Genomic DNA, 18188 nt, shown 5'->3' with positions numbered 1-18188 from the left:
GATTGCCCGACAGCGTTTCGTGCCCGACCGCGACCAGCTTGCCGTCGCGACCCGCCGCCAGACGAACGCGCTGGATCGTGGCCGGGCGATGCGACGTGTTGTTCGGCATCAGCGGGCGCGGCAACGTCACCTTCACCGCACGGCTGATCGCGCGAGCGCCGAGCGCCGCGAGGATCGCGTCCGAACAGACGCTGCCCTTTCCGCCGAACCCGCCGCCGATATAGGTCGCAACGACACGGATCTTGTCCTGCGGAATACTGAGCTTGTTGCCGAGGTCGCGTCGCGCCCAACCGACGATCTGCTGCGCAGACCAGATGGTCAGGTGGTCGCCGTCCCAGCGCGCGATCGTGGCGTGCGGCTCCAGCATCATATGGCTGTGGTCAGGCGTGGTGTAGGTCGCATCGACCTTCACGGGTGCCGAAGCGAACGCCTTGTCGAAGTCGCCGATACGGACGTCCGGCTGGCGCTGATGCCGTTTGGCACCCTCGCGCGCAGCGGCGAGGTCGAACGCGCCCTGCTCGCGCGCGTAATCGACCCGGAGCAGCGAGGCGGCGTGACGCGCCTGCTCGAACGTCTCGGCGACGACCAGTGCGATTGCCTGGTGGTAGTGCTCGATCTCCGGCCCCGCGAGCGGCTTGGCGACGTAGAACCCCTGCTTCTTGATCGGCCCGGCGTTATCGGCCGTCACGATCGCAAGGACACCCGGCGCAGCCTTGGCCTCGCGCACGTCCATCGACGCTATGCGGCCCTTGGCGATACCCGAACCGACGACATAGCCATAGGCAGCGTTTGGTGCGGCCTCGTGGTTCTCGTAGGAATAGACCGCGCGCCCGGTCGTCTTCAGCGGTCCCTCGATGCGCGGGTGCGGCTTGCCGACGACCTTTTCCTGATCGATCGGGTTGGTGCCTGCTGGCGTGTCGAACTTCATGCTGACTTGCCCTCCGCGATGGTGGCTGCAAGCGCCCGCGTCGCGAGCGGTATCTTGAACGCATTGTCGTCTGTGGGGCGGGCGTTCGCGAATGCCCTGGCCGTCACGGCTGCGGCCCCTTGCGTCATCACGGCGTCGGCCGCCTCGACCCGCCACGGCTTGTGCGCGACCCCGCCGAATGCGACGCGGCCGCTCCCGTCCTTCTGGATCACGGCTGCGACCGAGACGAGCGCGAAGGCATAGGATGCCCGGTCGCGAACCTTCTCATAATGGTGCGTGCCGCCAAGCGGCCGGGGCAGCGTCACGGCTGTAATCAGCTCGCCGGCTTCAAGGCTGTTGTCGAGGTGGGGCTTGTCGCCGGGCAGACGGTGAAAATCGGCGATCGGGATAGCGCGGGTCGTGCCATCCGCCTTGACCGTCTCCACGGTCGCATCCAGCACGCGCATCGCCACGGCCATATCGCCGGGATAGGTAGCAATGCATTGGTCGCTCGAACCGATGACCGCGAGCTGGCGCGAATAGCCGCCGATCGCAGCGCAGCCCGACCCCGGTTTGCGCTTGTTGCAGGGCATGTTGGAGTCATAGAAATAGGGACACCGGGTCCGCTGAAGCAGGTTGCCCGCCGTGGTCGCCTTGTTGCGAAGCTGGCCGGAGGCGCCTGCCACGATCGCGCGGGTCAACACGCCGTAATCGCGACGGACGCGGGTGTCGGCAGCAAGCGCAGTGTTCGTGACCAGCGCGCCGATCCGCAAGCCGCCCTCGCGCGTCGGCTCGATCCTGTCGAGCTTCAGGTCCTGGACGTCGACCAGATGCCGGGGCGTCTCGATCTCCAGCTTCATCAGGTCGAGCAGGTTGGTGCCCCCGGCAAGGAATTTGGCTCCGGGCTGACGGGCAACAGCGGCAGCGGCTTCCGCCGGGGTTTTTGCGCGCTCATAGGTGAAGGGCTTCATACGCTTGCTCCCGCGACGTCCGCCATCGCTTCGGCGATGTTGGAATAGGCACCACACCGGCAGATATTGCCGCTCATCCGCTCGCGCATTTCGATGTTGGTCGGCTGCGGCCGCGCAGAAAGATCGGCCTGGACATGGCTCGGTACCCCGCGCCTGATCTCGTCCAGCACCGCGACGGCCGAACAAATCTGGCCCGGCGTGCAATAGCCGCACTGATAGCCATCATGACGCACGAACGCGGCCTGCATCGGGTGCAGCTTGTCGGGTGTTCCCAACCCTTCGATCGTCTTCACCTCGTCGCCCTGATGCTGGACGGCAAGGCTAAGGCAGGAATTGATCCGCTCGCCGTTCACGATGACGGTACAGGCTCCGCATTGCCCGTGATCGCAGCCCTTCTTCGTGCCGGTGAGCTTCAGATGCTCGCGCAGCGCATCGAGCAGCGTCGTGCGCGTGTCGAGAGTGAGGTCACGACGCTTGCCGTTGACGGTGAGCGATACCGGCATGGTCGCAGGCGCAGGCGCTTTTGCGGGCTGTGCTTCCACTTGCGGGGCCGCTGCCAGCGCAGCCGCTGCGGCGCTGCCGGCAAGGACGCCACGCCTCGACATTTCGATTTCCGACATCATCGCCGTCTCTCCCGTTACAGCTTGTTGTATACATCGTCGGCGACCGGTTCGAGCCACGTCACGGACGTACCGTCCTGCGCTTCGGACACCGCTACATGCGTCATCACGCTATCACGCGCCGCGCCATGCCAGTGCTTGACGCCCGGCGAGATAAACACCGTATCGCCCGTCGCGATTGGCTTCGCGGCCTCGCCGTTGACCTGAACCCATCCGTGTCCAGCGGTGACGATCAGCAATTGCCCCAGCGGATGCGTGTGCCAGTTCGTATGCGCGCCCGGTTGGAACGTAACCGTCGCACCGCCAAGGCGCGCGGCGCCGGTGCCTTTGAACGGCGATGCGACCGACACGCTGCCGGTGAAATAGTCGGCGGGACCAGCCTTCGGCTCCTGCCCGGGACGGATAACCTGAACCTCTGACATGGTGGCAACCTCCTGCTTGGCGAATACCTTACCCGCGATGCCGATGGCGGCGTTCGCCTTCGGCCACCCTGCGTAGAAAGCGAGATGGGTCAGCGCCTCGACGATCTGCGGCTGCGTCAGCCCGTTCTCGAGCCCACGCTGGACATGGAAGGCGAGCTGGTCGGCGTCACCGCCTGCGGAAAGCGCGGCAATGGTGACGAGGCTGCGGTCGCGGGGCGACAGGTCGGTTCGCCGCCACAAGTCGGCGAACACGACGTCGTTGGTAAGCTGCGCGAGCTTGGGTGCGATCGGGGCGAGCGTCCTGTTGACGGTCGCGGCACGCGCCGGATCGGAGGCGGGGAGCGGTGCGGTGGCTGGAGGCACCGCTGCAAGCGGCCTCAGATCGACATGGCGCGCGGCAAATACCTTCTCGACCTCATTCAAGGCCGACACAGCGTTTGGCCATCCGGTGTAGAAGGCGAGCTGCGTCACCATGCCGGCGACCTCGGACGGCTTGATGCCGTTATCGAGGCCACGACCAAGATGGCTTGTCATCTGCGCGGTTTTGCCGGTCGCGATAAGTACCGACAGGGTGACGATGCTGCGGTCACGCGGGGCCAGCTCCGGCCGCACCCACACGTCGCCGAACAGCACCCGGTCCGTATAGCCAGCCAATGCCGGCGCGATTGCCTGCATGTTTCTGGGCGCAACCGACGGACGCTCCTGCGCCTCGACCGGCGCGGCCATTACCAGCGCGGCAGCGGTTGCGGATGCGACCTTCATCGTCTCGTCTCCCGTCCCGATCCCGTTTGGGATCAATCCCCGCCAGCGCTCGTCTTCACCGGCCGAACGAGGCGCGAGAAGGTGAGCTGGGCCAGACGCCACTTGCCGGCCTGCTTGTTGTAGACTTCCGTGACCATGAAGGGATTGGTGACGGTTCGACCGCCGACCACAGCCTCCAGATCGAGGTCTTCCAGCACGATCGCGGTGTTGCCGAACACCCGCACGTCGACCGCGTAGATCGACGCCTTCTTGTACCAGATACCGCCGCTCTGGATGGTGGCGAGTTCGGCCGCCTTGCCCCACGTTCCGCCCATGTGGGTGAACATGGCCCGATCGTCGAAGAGCGTCGCGAGGGAGTCGACCTTCTTGGCCGCCATCCAGTCCCACTTGGTCTTCGACAGGTCGATGACCTGCTGCTCGGTCGGGGTATGCGTGGCAGCGGTCTTGATCGACTCCGTTGGGGGTGGCGGCGTTTGCTGCGCGAGCACGGGCTGCATCGGCAGCGCCAACAAGACAGCCGCACCTAGCAAGCCAAGCCGCTTCATTCCCTGGTTCGATCGAGTGTCCATCACAACTGCTCCCGCACGAGTTTGAAAAGGGCCAAGCTGATGCCGGAGCATCAGCCTGGAATGGCGATCAGAGCTTCCGTTCGCCGAGCCACTTCACCATCGCCGGATCACGGTGATCGAAGAAGCTGCTGGCGTTCTGATCGAGCTTGGCGATGGCATCGAGGTCGCCGGCGTCGAGGTCGAAATCGAAGATGTCGAAGTTCTGCGCCATGCGCTCCTTACGCACCGATTTGGGGATCGCGACGATGCCCCGATCGGTCAGCCAGCGAAGTACGACCTGGGCGATGCTTTTGCCGTGTTTGTCGGCGATCGGCTGCAACACCTCGTTCGTGAACAGGCCATTCTTGCCTTCCGCGAACGGTCCCCACGCCTCGGGTTGGACGCCGTATTCCTCAAGGATCTTCACCGCATCGGTCTGCTGGTGAAAAGGATGAATCTCGATCTGATTGACCGCCGGCTTCACCTCGTTGTGCAGCACGAAGTCGACAAGGCGATCGGGGTAGAAATTGCTGATGCCGATCGCGCGGATGCGGCCGGCCTTGTGCAACTCCTCCATTGCGCGCCATGCGCCGTACACATCACCATAGGGCTGGTGGATCAGGTACAGGTCGAGATAGTCGAGGCCGAGCTTGTTGATCGAACGCTCGAAAGCGGCCTTGGCACCCTCGTAGCTGGCATCCTGCACCCAGAGCTTGGTGGTGACGAACAACTCGCTCCGGTCGATGCCGTGGTTCTTGATGGCGGCACCAACCGCCTCCTCGTTGCCGTAGGACGCGGCGGTATCGAGCAGGCGATAACCGACGTCGATCGCGTCGCGGACGCTGCGCTCGCATTCCGCGGGATCGGGCACCTGGAAGACGCCGAAACCGAGGATCGGCATCTCGACGCCGTTGTTGAGAGTGACGGTCGGAACGGTGGTCATGGGCGTGGCTCCTCGTCCGGTTCAGCGGTTCACGAACTGCTGATGCGAAGCCGCATAGCGCTCGCCATGAACTTCAATCCCCGACAGGGCGTCGGCGATGCGCGCCAGGTCCTGATCGGTCAGCGCTAGATCGGCACCGCCCAGATTCTCCTCCAGTCGGTGGAGCTTGGTCGTGCCGGGGATCGGCACGATCCACGGACGCTGTGCGAGCAGCCATGCAAGCGCGACCTGCGCGGGCGTGGCCCCCTTCTCGCTGGCGATCATCGTGACCAGATCGACCAGCGCTTGGTTCGCCGCCATCGCATCCGCCTGGAAGCGCGGCACGGTGCTGCGGAAGTCATCGGCCGCGAACGTGGTGTCGGCCTTCAGCTTGCCGGTCAGGAACCCTTTGCCAAGCGGTGCGAACGGGACGAAGCCGATACCCAGCTCCTCCAGAAGCGGCAGGATCGTCGCTTCCGGTTCGCGCCAGAACATTGAATACTCGCTCTGAAGTGCCGCCACGGGCTGCACCGCGTGGGCGCGACGGATCGCGTCCGGCCCGGCTTCCGACAGACCGAAATGCTTGACCTTGCCCTCGGCGATCAGGTCGCGGACCGTGCCCGCCACGTCCTCGATCGGCACGTTCGGGTCGACGCGGTGCTGATAGAAAAGATCGATGCGATCGGTACGTAGCCGGGACAGCGCCTCGTCCGCAACCTGCCGGATACGCTCGGGACGGCTGTTCAAGCCATCGCTCGGGCGGCCGTTCTCGAACCCGAATTTGGTGGCGATCACCACCTGATCACGAACCGGCGCCAGTGCTTCGCCGACGACCTCTTCATTGTCCCCCGGCCCATAGGCTTCGGCCGTGTCGAAGAAGGTAACGCCGCGATCATGCGCCGCGCGCAGCATCGAAACCGCCTCCATGCGATCGGTAGCGGGACCGTAGCCATAGCTCAGACCCATGCACCCAAGCCCAACGGCTGATACCTCAAGGCCACTGCGGCCCAATACACGGTTCTGCATCATCACAATCCTCGTCCGGCCCGATGGTCACACGCCGGGCCACGATGATTGCAATGTAACTCGAAGCGGTTCTGGGGATTAGACAGGGTAAATCGCTTGGGCCTATGACATCATGTCATGAAACCCTTGGTGGCGCCTCGACATGCAACGTGAAGAGCTGGGCAATCTGGCTATGTTTTTAGCCGTCGCTGAGGAGCGCAGCTTTACAAAAGCGGCTGCAAAACTCGGCATCTCGCAGTCGGCGCTCAGTCATACGATGCGCCGCCTGGAAGCAAAGCTGGGTTTGCGATTGCTGACCCGGACAACGAGGAGCGTCGCTCCTACCGAAGCCGGTGAGCGTCTGATCACAACACTGCGACCTGCCTTGGACGAAATTGATGACAAGCTAGCATCGCTGACTGAGCTTCGCGAGCGTCCTGCTGGTACCGTCAGGATTACCTCCAGCGCTCATGCGGCGCGAGCCGTGCTGTGGCCGGTCATCGATCGACTGACCGCTGAAAATCCCGACATCAATATCGAGATCAGTATCGACAGCGGCCTCGTCGACATCGTCAGCGGCAGATTCGACGCCGGCGTTCGGCTAGGCGAGCGACTGGATCAGGATATGATTGCTGTGCCGATCAGCCCGAAACTGCGCATGGCTGCGTTTGCGGCACCGGGGTATCTGGAACGGCACGGGACGCCTCAGACCCCCTACGATTTGGCAAAACACAATTGCATCAGTCTTCGGATGGCAACGTCAGGCGGTTTGTACGCCTGGGAGTTCGAGCGCGACGGTAAGGAGCTGAAGGTCAAAACGGAGGGCCAGCTCGTATTCAACGATCCCGATATGATCGTTGCCGCTGCTCTGGCTGGACGCGGCATCGCTTTCACGGTCGAAGGCCATGTTGACCGCTACTTCGCGGACGGTTCGCTCGTTAGGGTATTAGAAGACTGGTGCGAGCCGTTCGATGGCTACTACCTCTATTACCCAAGTCGAAGGCAGCCCTCCCCCGCGTTTAGCTTGGTGCTGGAAGCGCTGCGTTCCCGGACCTGAAGCGATGGAATACTGTTTGGATTGTAACCCTTGGCGTCCTGAAACCTGATGAGGCATCGGTTTCAGGGTACTCAGGTTGTTCCCTTTTTTCCGATTCCAATCAGGACGGTGCCGGTCGGGGCCGACGGATTGATGGTCGGGCGATCGTATTAACCACACCGCCATCGACGCCCAGCGCTGCACCGGTGGTCGCGAACGCCTGTGAAGAGGCGATGTAGACGCACAGGTTAGCAACTTCCTCGACCGTGGTAGCGCGCTGGATGATCGAAGACGGTCGATGCGACTTGGATCGAATTTTAGGACGCTTGGAAACCGCAAGCTGCTGCCACTCCGTTGCTCCACTTTATATCGTCACTTCTCCGCCACCCAGTGGAAAGGGCTGGAGCGTCCTTGTCGAGAGAAGGCGGGCGACCTCGCAGTCGCCCACCTTTTCGTCAGAACTTCACCCGTGCGCCAAAATTGTAACGCGCGCCGGTTTCCTGCAGCAGCAGGAAGCGTTCCTCGATCGCCGACCATTCGTGAATACGCTGGTTGGTGACGTTCACACCCTGCACATAGACCTGCACATTGGGGGTCACGTCATAGCCGACGTTGAAATCGAGCTGCCCATAAGCCGAGCGATTGCGGGGCCGACCCTGATCCGAACGGCAGGCGCGCAGATATTCCGAACGCCAGTTGTACGACGTGCGCGCCGACAGTCCGTATTTCTCGAAGAACACGCTGCCGTTCGCCGAATGCGGCGACAGCCCGTTATAGCCGCATTCATAGTCCGCGAGCGACGAGTCACGCTCCGCCTTGCTGTCGACATAGGTGTAGTTGCCCGCCACGCCGAAGCCGGACAGGACACCGGGCAACCAGTCGAGCGTGTACTGTCCACCGACTTCGATACCGCGAATATAGCCGGTCTGGCCATTGCGGGTCCGCGTATCCTGGAACGTCCGTCCGAACCGCTGGACCGGCAGCGTCTGTAGTTCGAGGAAGTTGTCAAGGCTCTTGTAGAACGCACCCGCGCTGACGTAGCTGATCGAGTTCAGATAATATTCGACCGAAATGTCGTAGTTGGTCGACATGAATGGCTCGAGCGTCGGGTTGCCGCCACTCGACTGGGGCACGGAAATGCGCCCACCGAACGAGTTGTCGACGCCGAGATCGGTCAGCGTCGGACGCGTCACCGTCTGGGAGAAGGCGGCACGGGTGATCAGCTTGTCGGTGACGTTGAACTTGATGTTCGCCGACGGCAGCGCGTTGACGTAGCTGTTGCTGACCGAAACCGGGCTCGATGCGCCATAGGTGAAGACCAGCGTATCGTCGCCACGGGTGTTGGTGATGTCGATGACCGGCTGCGCGAACCCGCGCGATACCGTCTCCGTCCGTACCACCCGGACACCGGCATTGGCGCTCCAGCTATCACCACCGAACGACATCGCGATGTAGCTTGCGAGCAAGCGCTCGTTGACGTTCAGCTGGCTGCCCGGATTTTCGCGCACGCCGTACGGGCCGCCGGGCAATGCCAGCAACCGTGCAGCTTCCGCCGCCTGCTCGGCCGCGGTGCGTCCTTGCCGCGCCCGTGCGAGGTTGGTCGGGTTCGACAGGAACGCGATCACCGCGTTCGCGTCATAGGTGAAGAATTGCGAGGGCACGTTTTCGCTGCCCGATACGCCCGGCAGGAAGTTGGTCAGCTTGTACGGCGACAACAACGACGTATCCATGGGGATATCGTAGCCGCAATAGGCGCAGCCACCGTCGGCGTTGTTGAAGAAACGGCGCTGCTTGGTACGGTCCGAATAGGCCATGCCGATCCGCACCGTCTTCAGGATGCTGTCCTGGATCTGGTAGTCGGTATCGAGGTGGAATTCGGAGCTGCGATCGCTGACGCGGTTGTTCTCGACACCGGTATAGTGCGCCCGCATCAGCGACGGATCGGTGATGTTACCGAAGTTCGATGCGGTCGGCAGGTCCTCGCCCTTGTTCAGGTCGAACCGCGGGCTGGTCTGCGCCAGCGACCCTACGACGACGAACTGGGTCGGGTTGCGCTGCCGGGCCTTCGATGTCGATGCGTCGAACCGCACCTCGACATCGTCGGCCGGGTTCCATTTCAGGTTGCCGCCGACCTGATAGGTTTCGGTCCGACGGTCGTTGTTGTTCACGATATTGTCGTTCTGCGACAGCGACACGCGCTGCGCCAGCAACGGATTGGCCGCGAGGAACTGCTGTCCCGGGCGGTTGAAACCGGTCGCGGTGCCGGTATCGTCCACCTGCAACCCGATATAGGGCGACGAGTAGAAGTTGGCGAAGATGTTGCGATGGGTGAAGACGTCGAACTTCGAATAGATGCCGTCGACGGTCAGCAACAACTGATCGCTCAGCTTCGCCTGCAGGGCACCGGCAAGGTTGATGCGCCGCCGCCGGTCGAGCTGGCGGGCGAAGGCGAGGTTCTGCGGCACGTTGACCGTCGCGCCGGTGTTGCCGAGCGCGGCGGTGGTCAGCCCGGTCGAGTTCGCGTTGCCGTTGACGACGTTCTGCGGACCGAACAGCCAGCCATCGGTCTGGACATAATCGAGCTGGCTGCGGCGATCGGTGTACGACCCCGACAGCACGATGCCGATCGTCTTGGCATCGTTGGTGAGCGACGTGACCGCCGACAGATCGGGGCTGAGCTTCTCGCGCAGCGTATCGTAGATGCCGCCCGCCGACGCGGCGAGGTGGAAGCCGCTGCGGCCATCGAGCGGACGGGCGGTGATGATGTTGACGGTCGCGCCGATGCCGCCTTCCTGCAGTTCGGGCACGCTCGACTTATACACGTCGGTGCGCTGGATCATGTTCGACGACAGCACGTCGAACGAGAATTCGCGGCCCGGATTGTCGGTTGCCATGACCCGGCCGTTGACCAGCACGGTGTTGAATTCCGGCCCAAGCCCGCGGACGGTAATGAACTGGCCTTCACCGCCCGAACGGTCGATGGCGACGCCGGTGATACGCTGGAGCGATTCCGCGATATTGGCGTCCGGGAACTTGCCGACGTCCTCGGCAGAAATCGTGTCGACGATCTGCTGCGAATCCCGCTTTACCCGCGCCGACGACGCCAGGCTGCTGCGGATACCGGTGACGACGATGTCGTCGGATACTTCGGCCGCGTCCGGCCCGACCTGTGCCGCGACCGGCGTCGGTTCCTGGACGACGCCCTCGGGACTGGTCTGTGGCGCCCCGGCTTCCGGCTGCGTGGCGTCCTGCGCGAATACAGGTCCGGCAAGCAGCATTCCGCCGGCCAGTAACACGGTCTTGAATGAGGTACGCATGATATCCTCCCCTTTGAGAATGGATGGTTGTTGGAGAGGGGCGGGCCTTCTGAACGGACCCGTTCCCCTCGGTACGATCGACTATTTCACGGCGTCGAACACGAAGGCCGTGCCGACGAAATCACCCTTCAGCGGCGCGCGCAGGCCACGTTGCATCCAATATGCACCGCTGGCACGCGCCGGCACGCCTTCGGGCAGCGCGCCGCCGCCGAGGATGCGGACGGCATAGGTCTGTGCCGGGTCCAGCCCCTGCGGATGCTGCGCGACCGGATTGTCGCGCCACATCGACGAATGCAGCATCTGGAACATCACGCCCTGCCGCCGGTCCTGCCCGACATACATCGTCGCGGACGACGCATTGTCGCTGGTCGGCGGATCGATGCGATAGAGTTGCCCGCGCTGCACGGTCTGGCGAATGGTCTTGTAGGCGGCGACCCATTTGGCGGCGGTGGTGAAATCCTCCGCCTGCCATTTGTCGAGATTGGCACCGATACCGAGGCCACCCTGCATCGACGACAGGAAGCGATAGTCGAGCGAGGTCGCACGCGTGTTCGCCCAGTTCGGGCTGTCGGTCACCCACGCCATCATCACCGATACCGGATACGCCTGGGTAAAGCCGTCCTGGATCATCAGCCGGTCGGCGGGATCGGTATTGTCGGAGGGCCATACCTCATCCGAAAATCCGAGAATGCCGAGATCGACACGGCCGCCACCGCCTGAGCAGCCCTCGATCTCCAGCTTCGGGTGGCGCCGCCGCAACTCGGACAGGATATGGTACAGGTTGCGGACGTATTCGACATAGACGCGCTGCTGGTCCTGCACCGGCACGGCCGGCCACCCCGCTTCGGTCCAGTTGCGGTTATAATCCCATTTCAGGAACGCGATGTCGTTCTCGCTGACCAGCTTGTCGAGAACCGCCAGCAGGTGATCGCGCACGTCGGTGCGCGCGAGGTTCAGCACCAACTGGTTACGGCCTTCGGTCCGCGGACGATCCGGATAGTTCAGCACCCAATCGGGATGGGCACGGTACAGGTCGCTATCGACATTGACCATTTCCGGCTCGACCCAAAGACCGAAATCCATGCCGAGCGAATGGACCTTGTCGATCAGCGGCTTCAGACCGTTGGGGAATTTGGTTCGGTTGACGGTCCAGTCACCCAGCCCGGCCTTGTCGCTGTTGCGCGCACCGAACCAGCCATCGTCGACCACGAAGCGTTCGACGCCGATCTTGGCCGCCTTCTCCGCCAAGGCTTCCTGACCCGCCTCGGTCACGTCGAAGGCAGTCGCCTCCCAACTGTTATAGACCACCGGGCGCGGCTTGGCGCGTTCGCCGCCCGGCAGGATATGCGCGTTCTGGAAACGGTGGAAGGTGCGGGAGGCGCCACCCATGCCACCGTTCGAATAGCCGGCATAGAAGACAGGCGTATCCAGCGTTTCGCCGGGCTTCAGCGACCATGAAAAGTCATAAGGGTTGTACCCGCCCATGACTCGGATCCGGCCGAGATTATCCTGTCCCACGCTGATCCGGAACGATCCCGACCATGCCAGTGCGCCGTACCAGACCGGCCCGGCGTCTTCGCTGGTAATGCCTTCACGCCCGATCGCGAAATAGGGATTATTGCCATGCCCGGTCGAACCGCGACGGCTTTCGAGCAGCGTCAGCGCTGGCGTGATCGCGACGTCCTTCTTCGTCCATTCCGCGGCGTGGCGACCGGTCAGATAATGTAGCCGGTAATCGTCGCCGACCGGCAGGGTGAACACCGCCGACGCGATCTGGTCGACGCGAACCGCACGGCGGTCGCCGTTGCGGACCGATGCCGAACGCGCCAGCACGCCGGTTTCCGGATCGACGGTGTAGTGCAGCGTCACCGTCAGCGGCCGCCGGATATCGGCCAGTTCAATCAGTAGCGTTTCGCCTTGGACCCGATGCGACTTGTACTTGAGCACGAGGTCGCGATTCCCGTCGGCGAAGATGGTCTTGATACCGGGGTCGTTGACCAGCCCTTCGCCTTGGCCGGGATATTCCTGCAATGTAACCGAGCCAGCGGGATCAAAACCAGACAACTCGCCAGGCGCTTTGATCAAAACCGGATCGCCAGTCTTGACCACGTCCGTGGAGACAAGCGGATCGCCAGCGGCCAGCGATGCGCCCCAATAAAGGGGCTGAAGATATCCCTTGTCATCGACACCGAGTGCATAGGTTACGCCGCCGCCATCAAGGCGAAAAACGCGAGCATCCTGCGGAGCCGTCACTTTGGCAAAGGCGGGGGCCGTCGCAGAAACCCCGATCAGTCCGGTAAGAAACAAGCTGCTCAGCTTCATCACGATCCCTCCGCCGACCGCCTCACGTGCAATCGTTTGCGTTTAAATATAAGATAATTAGGATTAGGCAATAAAATTTTGATTTTTTAAATGCGTTTGGTTAGCTTTTTCGACAGCTGATGTTGGCGGCTTTCGATAATACAGCTTTCCGTTGTTCGAAACGCATGCTCCATGCCGCGGAGGAAATGCGGGAGGTAGCGCGCTCAATCGGCCATGTAACCAACGCCCCTTCTCGATTGGGCAGGTCGAAAGGGATTGTCTGGATAACATCCGCTGGCTCGAATGGCTGAACGGGGCCGCTTTCCTGGAATCTGTTCCGATTGCGTTTTCCCGTAACAGTGTATTGGAGATGGAGAAACGGGACCGCTGCAGCTTCCTGACAAAGGCCATTCTAGCACATAAGTCTACTCAACGGCGCGTATGGGGGTCCGGATTGAACTGAGGACTAGGCGTCTGAGCCGGACCCAGTTACGGCCGTTCAAGCCAGCTCTGCGCATGACCGGAAGCGGACATACGTTCATGCAGGATGCTTCGGCCACGATCGGGCCGGTTGCGGACTGGCGGCTTCGAGCGCTTCTGCCAGTCAACGCGGACATCAGATAATAATCCGCAAAAGGCAAGAAGACCTACAGAAGATTTGAAAATGTTCTCGTCGCCGTTCTTTGATTTATATGATCACAGAGACAATTTGGACAGGCCGAAGAGCCGTTGCCAGCATTCCTCGGTTTGAGTTTGGCTGGACAATCACCTCGACTGGCGCTCCTTCTGACAGATTTTGCACGTCGCTGGCTTCTACAAGCCTGCGTGAAAGATAGGCGTCGTCCCCGCTATCTAGCGTCGCGAAGCCGAATCCGCTCCCCCAGTTGTAGAACTTGATGCGTGCGCTGACGTATTTCCCGCCTTCTTCGGGTTCTGGCTCGACCGAGCTTATTGCTACTGCCTGAGGCTTCCCCTCCTTTCCCGGAGCAACGTCGCATACCACCACTGATCCTTGTGTGGGGACGTCGAACATTCGCTCACGGAAGAGCCGCGTGGAAACGAATACGTCTTCTCCGCTTTCGGGATCGATCAAGAAGCCGTAACCCTTCGCAGCGTCTATCCACTTGACCGTGGCGCGGACTTGGTCGCGGGAGACCGCATCCAACGCCGTGCTATTCGTCGCTCCCTTTACAGGCATCGCCTGTTCAACCCACTGCGCTGCAAGGTCAGCCCTGAGCTGCTGCTGGCCCCCAAACATTGGATCGCCAGGCAGAACCAAGAACGCTCGGTCCTCGCCGATGCAGTAGTCGATAAAAATCTTGCAAATTTCGCGCCACTGATCAGCGCGCATCGCACCGCCGCCATTCTTAATCGCGCGCATCTGGTCGACCGCTGCCTCAGACCGGATTGGCGTCGCGAAGGCCATCTCGCTAACGTAGACGGCGTCACGCAACGCCATTTCGTAGTGCATTCGGCCGGGACTCGTAACGGCGAAGCGCTGCTCGTTGGCGATTTCCAGGTCGCCCTTTTCGAACGGTTCAATAAGACCGTTCGCAAGGGCTCGCGCTAGCGCGTCGCGCACGGCGTCGTCATCGGCGCTCATGGCACCGAAATAACTCTGAATGTGCTCGTAGGTGACATAGCCCAGGGAACTATTCGACGCTTGATCGCCCGCTTTGTCGATTAGGAGACGTAGGAGGCTCAACGTGAGCAAAGGACTCGATGGGAAATCCGCCGAGGTTTCAAACACGTCGCGTATATACCCGTGCTTGGTTCCATCGAACTGATTGTAGTCGCCACCAATCAGCGCCTGCAAAAACTTGCGGTGTTTGATTGGCACCGAGTTCCTGCCATGCTGTAGGTATGAAGCTACAAGTTCGTCTATGCTAAGGTATGGCGACGTAATTGTGTCTCTGGTAAGTTCCAGCGTACGCAGAAGATTGTGGTTAGTCAGCCAACCGATCCGCCTAGAGATGAAGTCCTCGTTGATGAAAAGCTCCTCTATGCAAGCCGCGAATGCGTTGATGTCGGCAAGCTTCAGGCCAATTCCTTTTTCGAGAAAGTACTTTGCATGCCCCTTTTGTGGCGCGGAATTCTCGATGAGATAGCGGATGCGCTTCTCTAAAACCTCTTTCGTTGATGGCGTGGGGAGATAAAAGATTCTACCGTCGCTTGTGCGCAGCGGTCCCTCCCTAGACATGCGCCAGATCGTGCGGTCCGACACAGGCAGCATGACGAGGCACAGCGGGACCTGCCGCTTGACCGTTTGCGACCACTCGAAAACCGCTTCTTGGAAGGCCACGCTGCGGCTGTCTGCATTGTCGAACACGAACACGGGGAGCAGCTTGCGACTCTTCACGACGCTTTCCAGCGAGCGAGCGACGTAGGAGAATGGATCAGAGCGGACCGCCGCGTGAAGGAATTCCCCAAACTTCTCTTTGAACGCGCCCTTGTCGCGCTCGTAGAGCGGGCGAAACTCACCGTCACTCTGGCGCTGATACTCATCAAAATAGAGGCCCAAGAGGTCATCGTATTGGGGATAGCCACCGGCGTAGAGCTGCCGTTCTATCTCCGCCTTGACCGCAGCCGTTACGTTCGGCGGAGCAAGCGCGGGATCGTCCAGCATAAGGGCAAGATCGATCCGGATCACTAGGCAGGCTTCCCTTAAAGGCTTCTCGAGCACGTCCTCGAAGAACCTCGTGATGAACGTCGTCTTGCCGGCTCCCTCACCACCAGCGATCAGTATGTTCTCGCTGCGCCTCGTATCCATGACCGCGTTGATGCGCTCGACGATCTGCCTGCCAGTATCCGTCGGCAGCGCCGTAATGCCCGACGAAATTGTTCCGATCATCTTCTGCAGAGTTACATCCGCAGTGCGGCTCTCGCGAGTTTCCACAAAGCACTGACGCCGGAGCTCCGGGTCGTTGACTCCTGATAGATCGCCGAAGAAGCTCGACAGCACGGGCTCGAGCTCCCGCGCCAAATCGCTCTTCGCTAGAAGCCGAAGGTTGTTCGGCTTATTCACGCTCAGCATCGGCTCGAAGCGCTTTGCTGACACCCCGTCAAGCTTGGCAAAGTGCGTCCGGTAGATCTTCTGCGACACTCCTTCTTTGGAGAAGAGATCATAGAAGGTCGCGAAGTTGCTCTGGATCGAGGCAATATTCGGAAATACAAACGCCTTGTATTCTCGAAAGGACTTGCCGCTTGCGCGCAGCGCCATGAAGGCAATCCAGACGGTGCCACTGGTGAGCGCGGCGAACTCGACCCCGTGCTCAAGGCAATAACTTGCCGCCTGAGTGAAGCCCTCTGCCGCAGACTTGAGCGCTGGACCGCCAATCTTATATTTTGCGAGCTTCGGGTCAGCCGTGTCGATAGATAGCTTTCCAATGCGCTTGGCTTCGACGACTAGCGCCGGCGTGCCGCGATACTGCACGAGATAGTCCGTGTATCCGGACGCGTTGTGAGGCTCCATTCGAAAGTCCTCGTGACCCCAACCGAGTGCCTCGATTAGGAGCCGGTCGATCAACTGGAAGCGTGCGTCGGCCTCGGTCTCGATCGTTTCCAGCCTTCCGCTGACGTCCTTGAGTAACTTCTCAAGCGGTGCCTCGAAAGCGTCAACGTCCATACTTCCCCCCGCTCATCAGTTTACCATTTTCTATGCGGTAGCTTCGCAAGTGTCAGGTGTTTTCGTCACAGTTCGCAAAGCGTGCGGCTATTGAGATAAAAGGCAATCAGAACACCTATCAATTCTGGACCGAGACCACACAGGGAAAGGGACAGGTGCGAACTCGAGATCGCCGTTCCGCAGCTCGAATGACTGAATTAGGCCGCACAGCTGCCGACCTATCGATCCTGAATGAACGGCTGCTCACCGCCCCGGTTTCTCTAAAGCGGTCAGACGGCTCGCCCACCATAGCTGTCGAGCCGAACGTCCTGCCCCCTCCCCTACCCCACAACCGTGCGAGGTCAGCGGATCGAGACAACCTTGACCTCAACGGCATCAGCGATCTTCTTCCAGTTCTGGTCGCTGGTCCATGCGGGCAGTCCATCGCGCCGTGCCAGTGCCAGGCAGAAACGATCGCCAAGGCTAAGCCCCGCCTCGGCTGTCGCCGCTCGTAGCCGACCAGCAATTTGCGCGAGCGCCTTGTCGGCCGGCACCACGGTCAGTGGCAGTGGATCGAGCATGGCATGCACTTCGCGCTCGGGCATACCGGCATGGACGAAGTGACTGACGACCTCGGCATAGTTGACGCTGCTCACCCGCGCCCCTCCGACCTCGGCCGCGACCTTTGCTGCTCCGCGTTCGCCCTTGAGCATGGCAATGATCGCAGACGCATCCAGCACCACGCTCATTCGCCGCTCTCCTCGCGACGTCGGGCAAGGAAAGCGTCAACGGATGCGTCGGGGTTACCGCCGGTATACTGCTTGGCCAGCGCCTGAGCGCGTGCCACTGCTTGGCTTGCCGTCCGCAACACCACGCCATCCTCGGTTTCATCCAGGTAGACCACACCGCCGCCACTCAGACCAAGACGCTTCCGGACATCCGCAGGCAGGCTCATGCGCCCATTGGGTGTGATGTTAATTTGTAACGTCATATCGGCACACCCGCCCCTGTGGATTACGCTAGCATCGTATAGCTAAGCTGGCCGCCTTCAGCAACGAGCGGGCCTTGGTGCTACGACACTAATTTTGTGTCTCGTATACCGTTGTGTAGCATACCGCCACGGCCGTGCCAAATCACCTATCTCAGCAGGTACCTTTTAGGTATACCTTTAGAATACCGAGAAGTGCGGGTCTTTTTTCCGTGAAAATGGATTTCAAGAAACAGGAGCAATTTTTAGGCAAAGTCTTTTTGGGTTCTAGGCGTATCGAGGACCATAGAGCACCTACCCTATCAAGACCGCTACTGTGCGACGCCCGTCACAGCTCGACCACGCCGCCCACGCGGTCGCCTGACCTGCCGCTACAGTCATTCTCCCAAACGATCGGGGCTGTTGAAAAATGCGCCGATTGCACCCGGTACGGTTGGGGGCGGAATGACACCCCAAGGCACAGCGATCCCGTCCCACAAGGATGGTCAAACGAGAACGCCACGGCCTTCTCAAAACCGTTCTCAACAAGCACCGAAAGGCGACTGGGACGATCGGACGGACCCTAGACCGATACCGGCACGTTGGCCTTACTCGGAGCCAACCTATGTGCCATGTCCTTGTGATTGAAGATGAATGGCTGCTCGCCGAGTATATCTCGGATATCGCCGAGCGTGCCGGCGGTACGTCCTTCGATACCGTGGCGACCGAAGCCGAAGCGATCGAGGCGGCAAGGGCGCACAAGCCGGACATCATCCTGTCGGACGTGATCCTGGCGAAGGGGCGGG

14 protein-coding genes are annotated in these 18188 nt (G+C 61.3%); 1 reads left to right on the top strand and 13 read right to left on the bottom strand.

What is annotated here, in order from left to right; all coding sequences use genetic code 11:
* From MF607_RS21590 to MF607_RS21560, 7 genes are all read right to left on the bottom strand, one after another.
* Positions 1 to 928, bottom strand: a 928-nt coding sequence (locus MF607_RS21590; RefSeq protein ID WP_242122165.1) for a xanthine dehydrogenase family protein molybdopterin-binding subunit, incomplete at its 3' end; no start/stop codon positions are given.
* Positions 925 to 1878 (bottom strand): FAD binding domain-containing protein, encoded by a 954-nt coding sequence (locus MF607_RS21585; RefSeq protein WP_242122158.1) that lies wholly within the window; start codon positions 1876 to 1878, stop codon positions 925 to 927. The genes MF607_RS21585 and MF607_RS21590, both read right to left, overlap by 4 nt.
* The gene (gene paoA / locus MF607_RS21580) at positions 1875 to 2501 is read right to left on the bottom strand and encodes an aldehyde dehydrogenase iron-sulfur subunit PaoA (protein ID WP_431311988.1); all 627 of its coding nucleotides are present in this window, start codon (positions 2499 to 2501) and stop codon (positions 1875 to 1877) included. Before paoA ends, MF607_RS21585 begins: the two co-directional genes overlap by 4 nt.
* A 14-nt stretch (positions 2502 to 2515) precedes the next feature.
* Positions 2516 to 3682: a (R)-mandelonitrile lyase gene (locus MF607_RS21575; protein ID WP_242122156.1), complete on the bottom strand. Its 1167-nt coding sequence runs from the start codon at positions 3680 to 3682 to the stop codon at positions 2516 to 2518.
* A 32-nt stretch (positions 3683 to 3714) separates the two neighbouring features.
* A complete protein-coding gene (locus MF607_RS21570; protein ID WP_242122155.1) occupies positions 3715 to 4227 on the bottom strand; it encodes a nuclear transport factor 2 family protein in 513 nt (170 codons plus the stop codon).
* Between the two features lie 91 nt (positions 4228 to 4318).
* Positions 4319 to 5173, bottom strand: a complete 855-nt coding sequence (locus MF607_RS21565; RefSeq protein ID WP_242122153.1) for an aldo/keto reductase — start codon at positions 5171 to 5173, stop codon at positions 4319 to 4321.
* A gap of 21 nt (positions 5174 to 5194) precedes the next feature.
* Positions 5195 to 6178, bottom strand: coding sequence for an aldo/keto reductase (locus MF607_RS21560; protein ID WP_242122168.1), 984 nt, complete (start codon positions 6176 to 6178; stop codon positions 5195 to 5197).
* Between the two features lie 142 nt (positions 6179 to 6320).
* Here MF607_RS21560 and MF607_RS21555 point away from each other — a divergent pair, with 142 nt between their 5' ends.
* On the top strand, positions 6321 to 7214 hold the full coding sequence (locus tag MF607_RS21555) for a LysR family transcriptional regulator (RefSeq protein ID WP_242122151.1): 894 nt from the start codon (positions 6321 to 6323) through the stop codon (positions 7212 to 7214).
* 100 nt (positions 7215 to 7314) lie between these two features.
* Here MF607_RS21555 and MF607_RS21550 read toward each other — a convergent pair whose 3' ends face one another.
* The 6 genes from MF607_RS21550 to MF607_RS21525 form a co-directional block, all read right to left on the bottom strand.
* Positions 7315 to 7509 (bottom strand): SDR family oxidoreductase, encoded by a 195-nt coding sequence (locus tag MF607_RS21550; RefSeq protein WP_347340916.1) that lies wholly within the window; start codon positions 7507 to 7509, stop codon positions 7315 to 7317.
* Positions 7510 to 7648: 139 nt separating this feature from the next.
* Positions 7649 to 10510, bottom strand: a complete 2862-nt coding sequence (locus tag MF607_RS21545; RefSeq protein ID WP_242122149.1) for a TonB-dependent receptor — start codon at positions 10508 to 10510, stop codon at positions 7649 to 7651.
* An 81-nt stretch (positions 10511 to 10591) separates the two neighbouring features.
* On the bottom strand, positions 10592 to 12832 hold the full coding sequence (locus MF607_RS21540; RefSeq protein WP_242122147.1) for an alpha-galactosidase: 2241 nt from the start codon (positions 12830 to 12832) through the stop codon (positions 10592 to 10594).
* A 667-nt stretch (positions 12833 to 13499) separates the two neighbouring features.
* Entirely contained in the window at positions 13500 to 16436 is a 2937-nt protein-coding gene (locus MF607_RS21535; RefSeq protein ID WP_242122146.1) for a cold shock domain-containing protein, read from the bottom strand.
* Positions 16437 to 16777: 341 nt separating this feature from the next.
* Entirely contained in the window at positions 16778 to 17164 is a 387-nt protein-coding gene (locus tag MF607_RS21530; protein ID WP_242122144.1) for a type II toxin-antitoxin system VapC family toxin, read from the bottom strand.
* Positions 17161 to 17406, bottom strand: a complete 246-nt coding sequence (locus tag MF607_RS21525; RefSeq protein WP_242122143.1) for an AbrB/MazE/SpoVT family DNA-binding domain-containing protein — start codon at positions 17404 to 17406, stop codon at positions 17161 to 17163. The genes MF607_RS21530 and MF607_RS21525 overlap by 4 nt, the downstream gene beginning before the upstream one ends.
* Positions 17407 to 18188: the final 782 nt, after the last annotated feature.

The sequence above is a fragment of the Sphingomonas lacusdianchii genome (assembly GCF_022664395.1).
Taxonomy (GTDB): domain Bacteria; phylum Pseudomonadota; class Alphaproteobacteria; order Sphingomonadales; family Sphingomonadaceae; genus Sphingomonas; species Sphingomonas lacusdianchii.
This window is presented reverse-complemented; position numbering and strand designations above follow the sequence as displayed.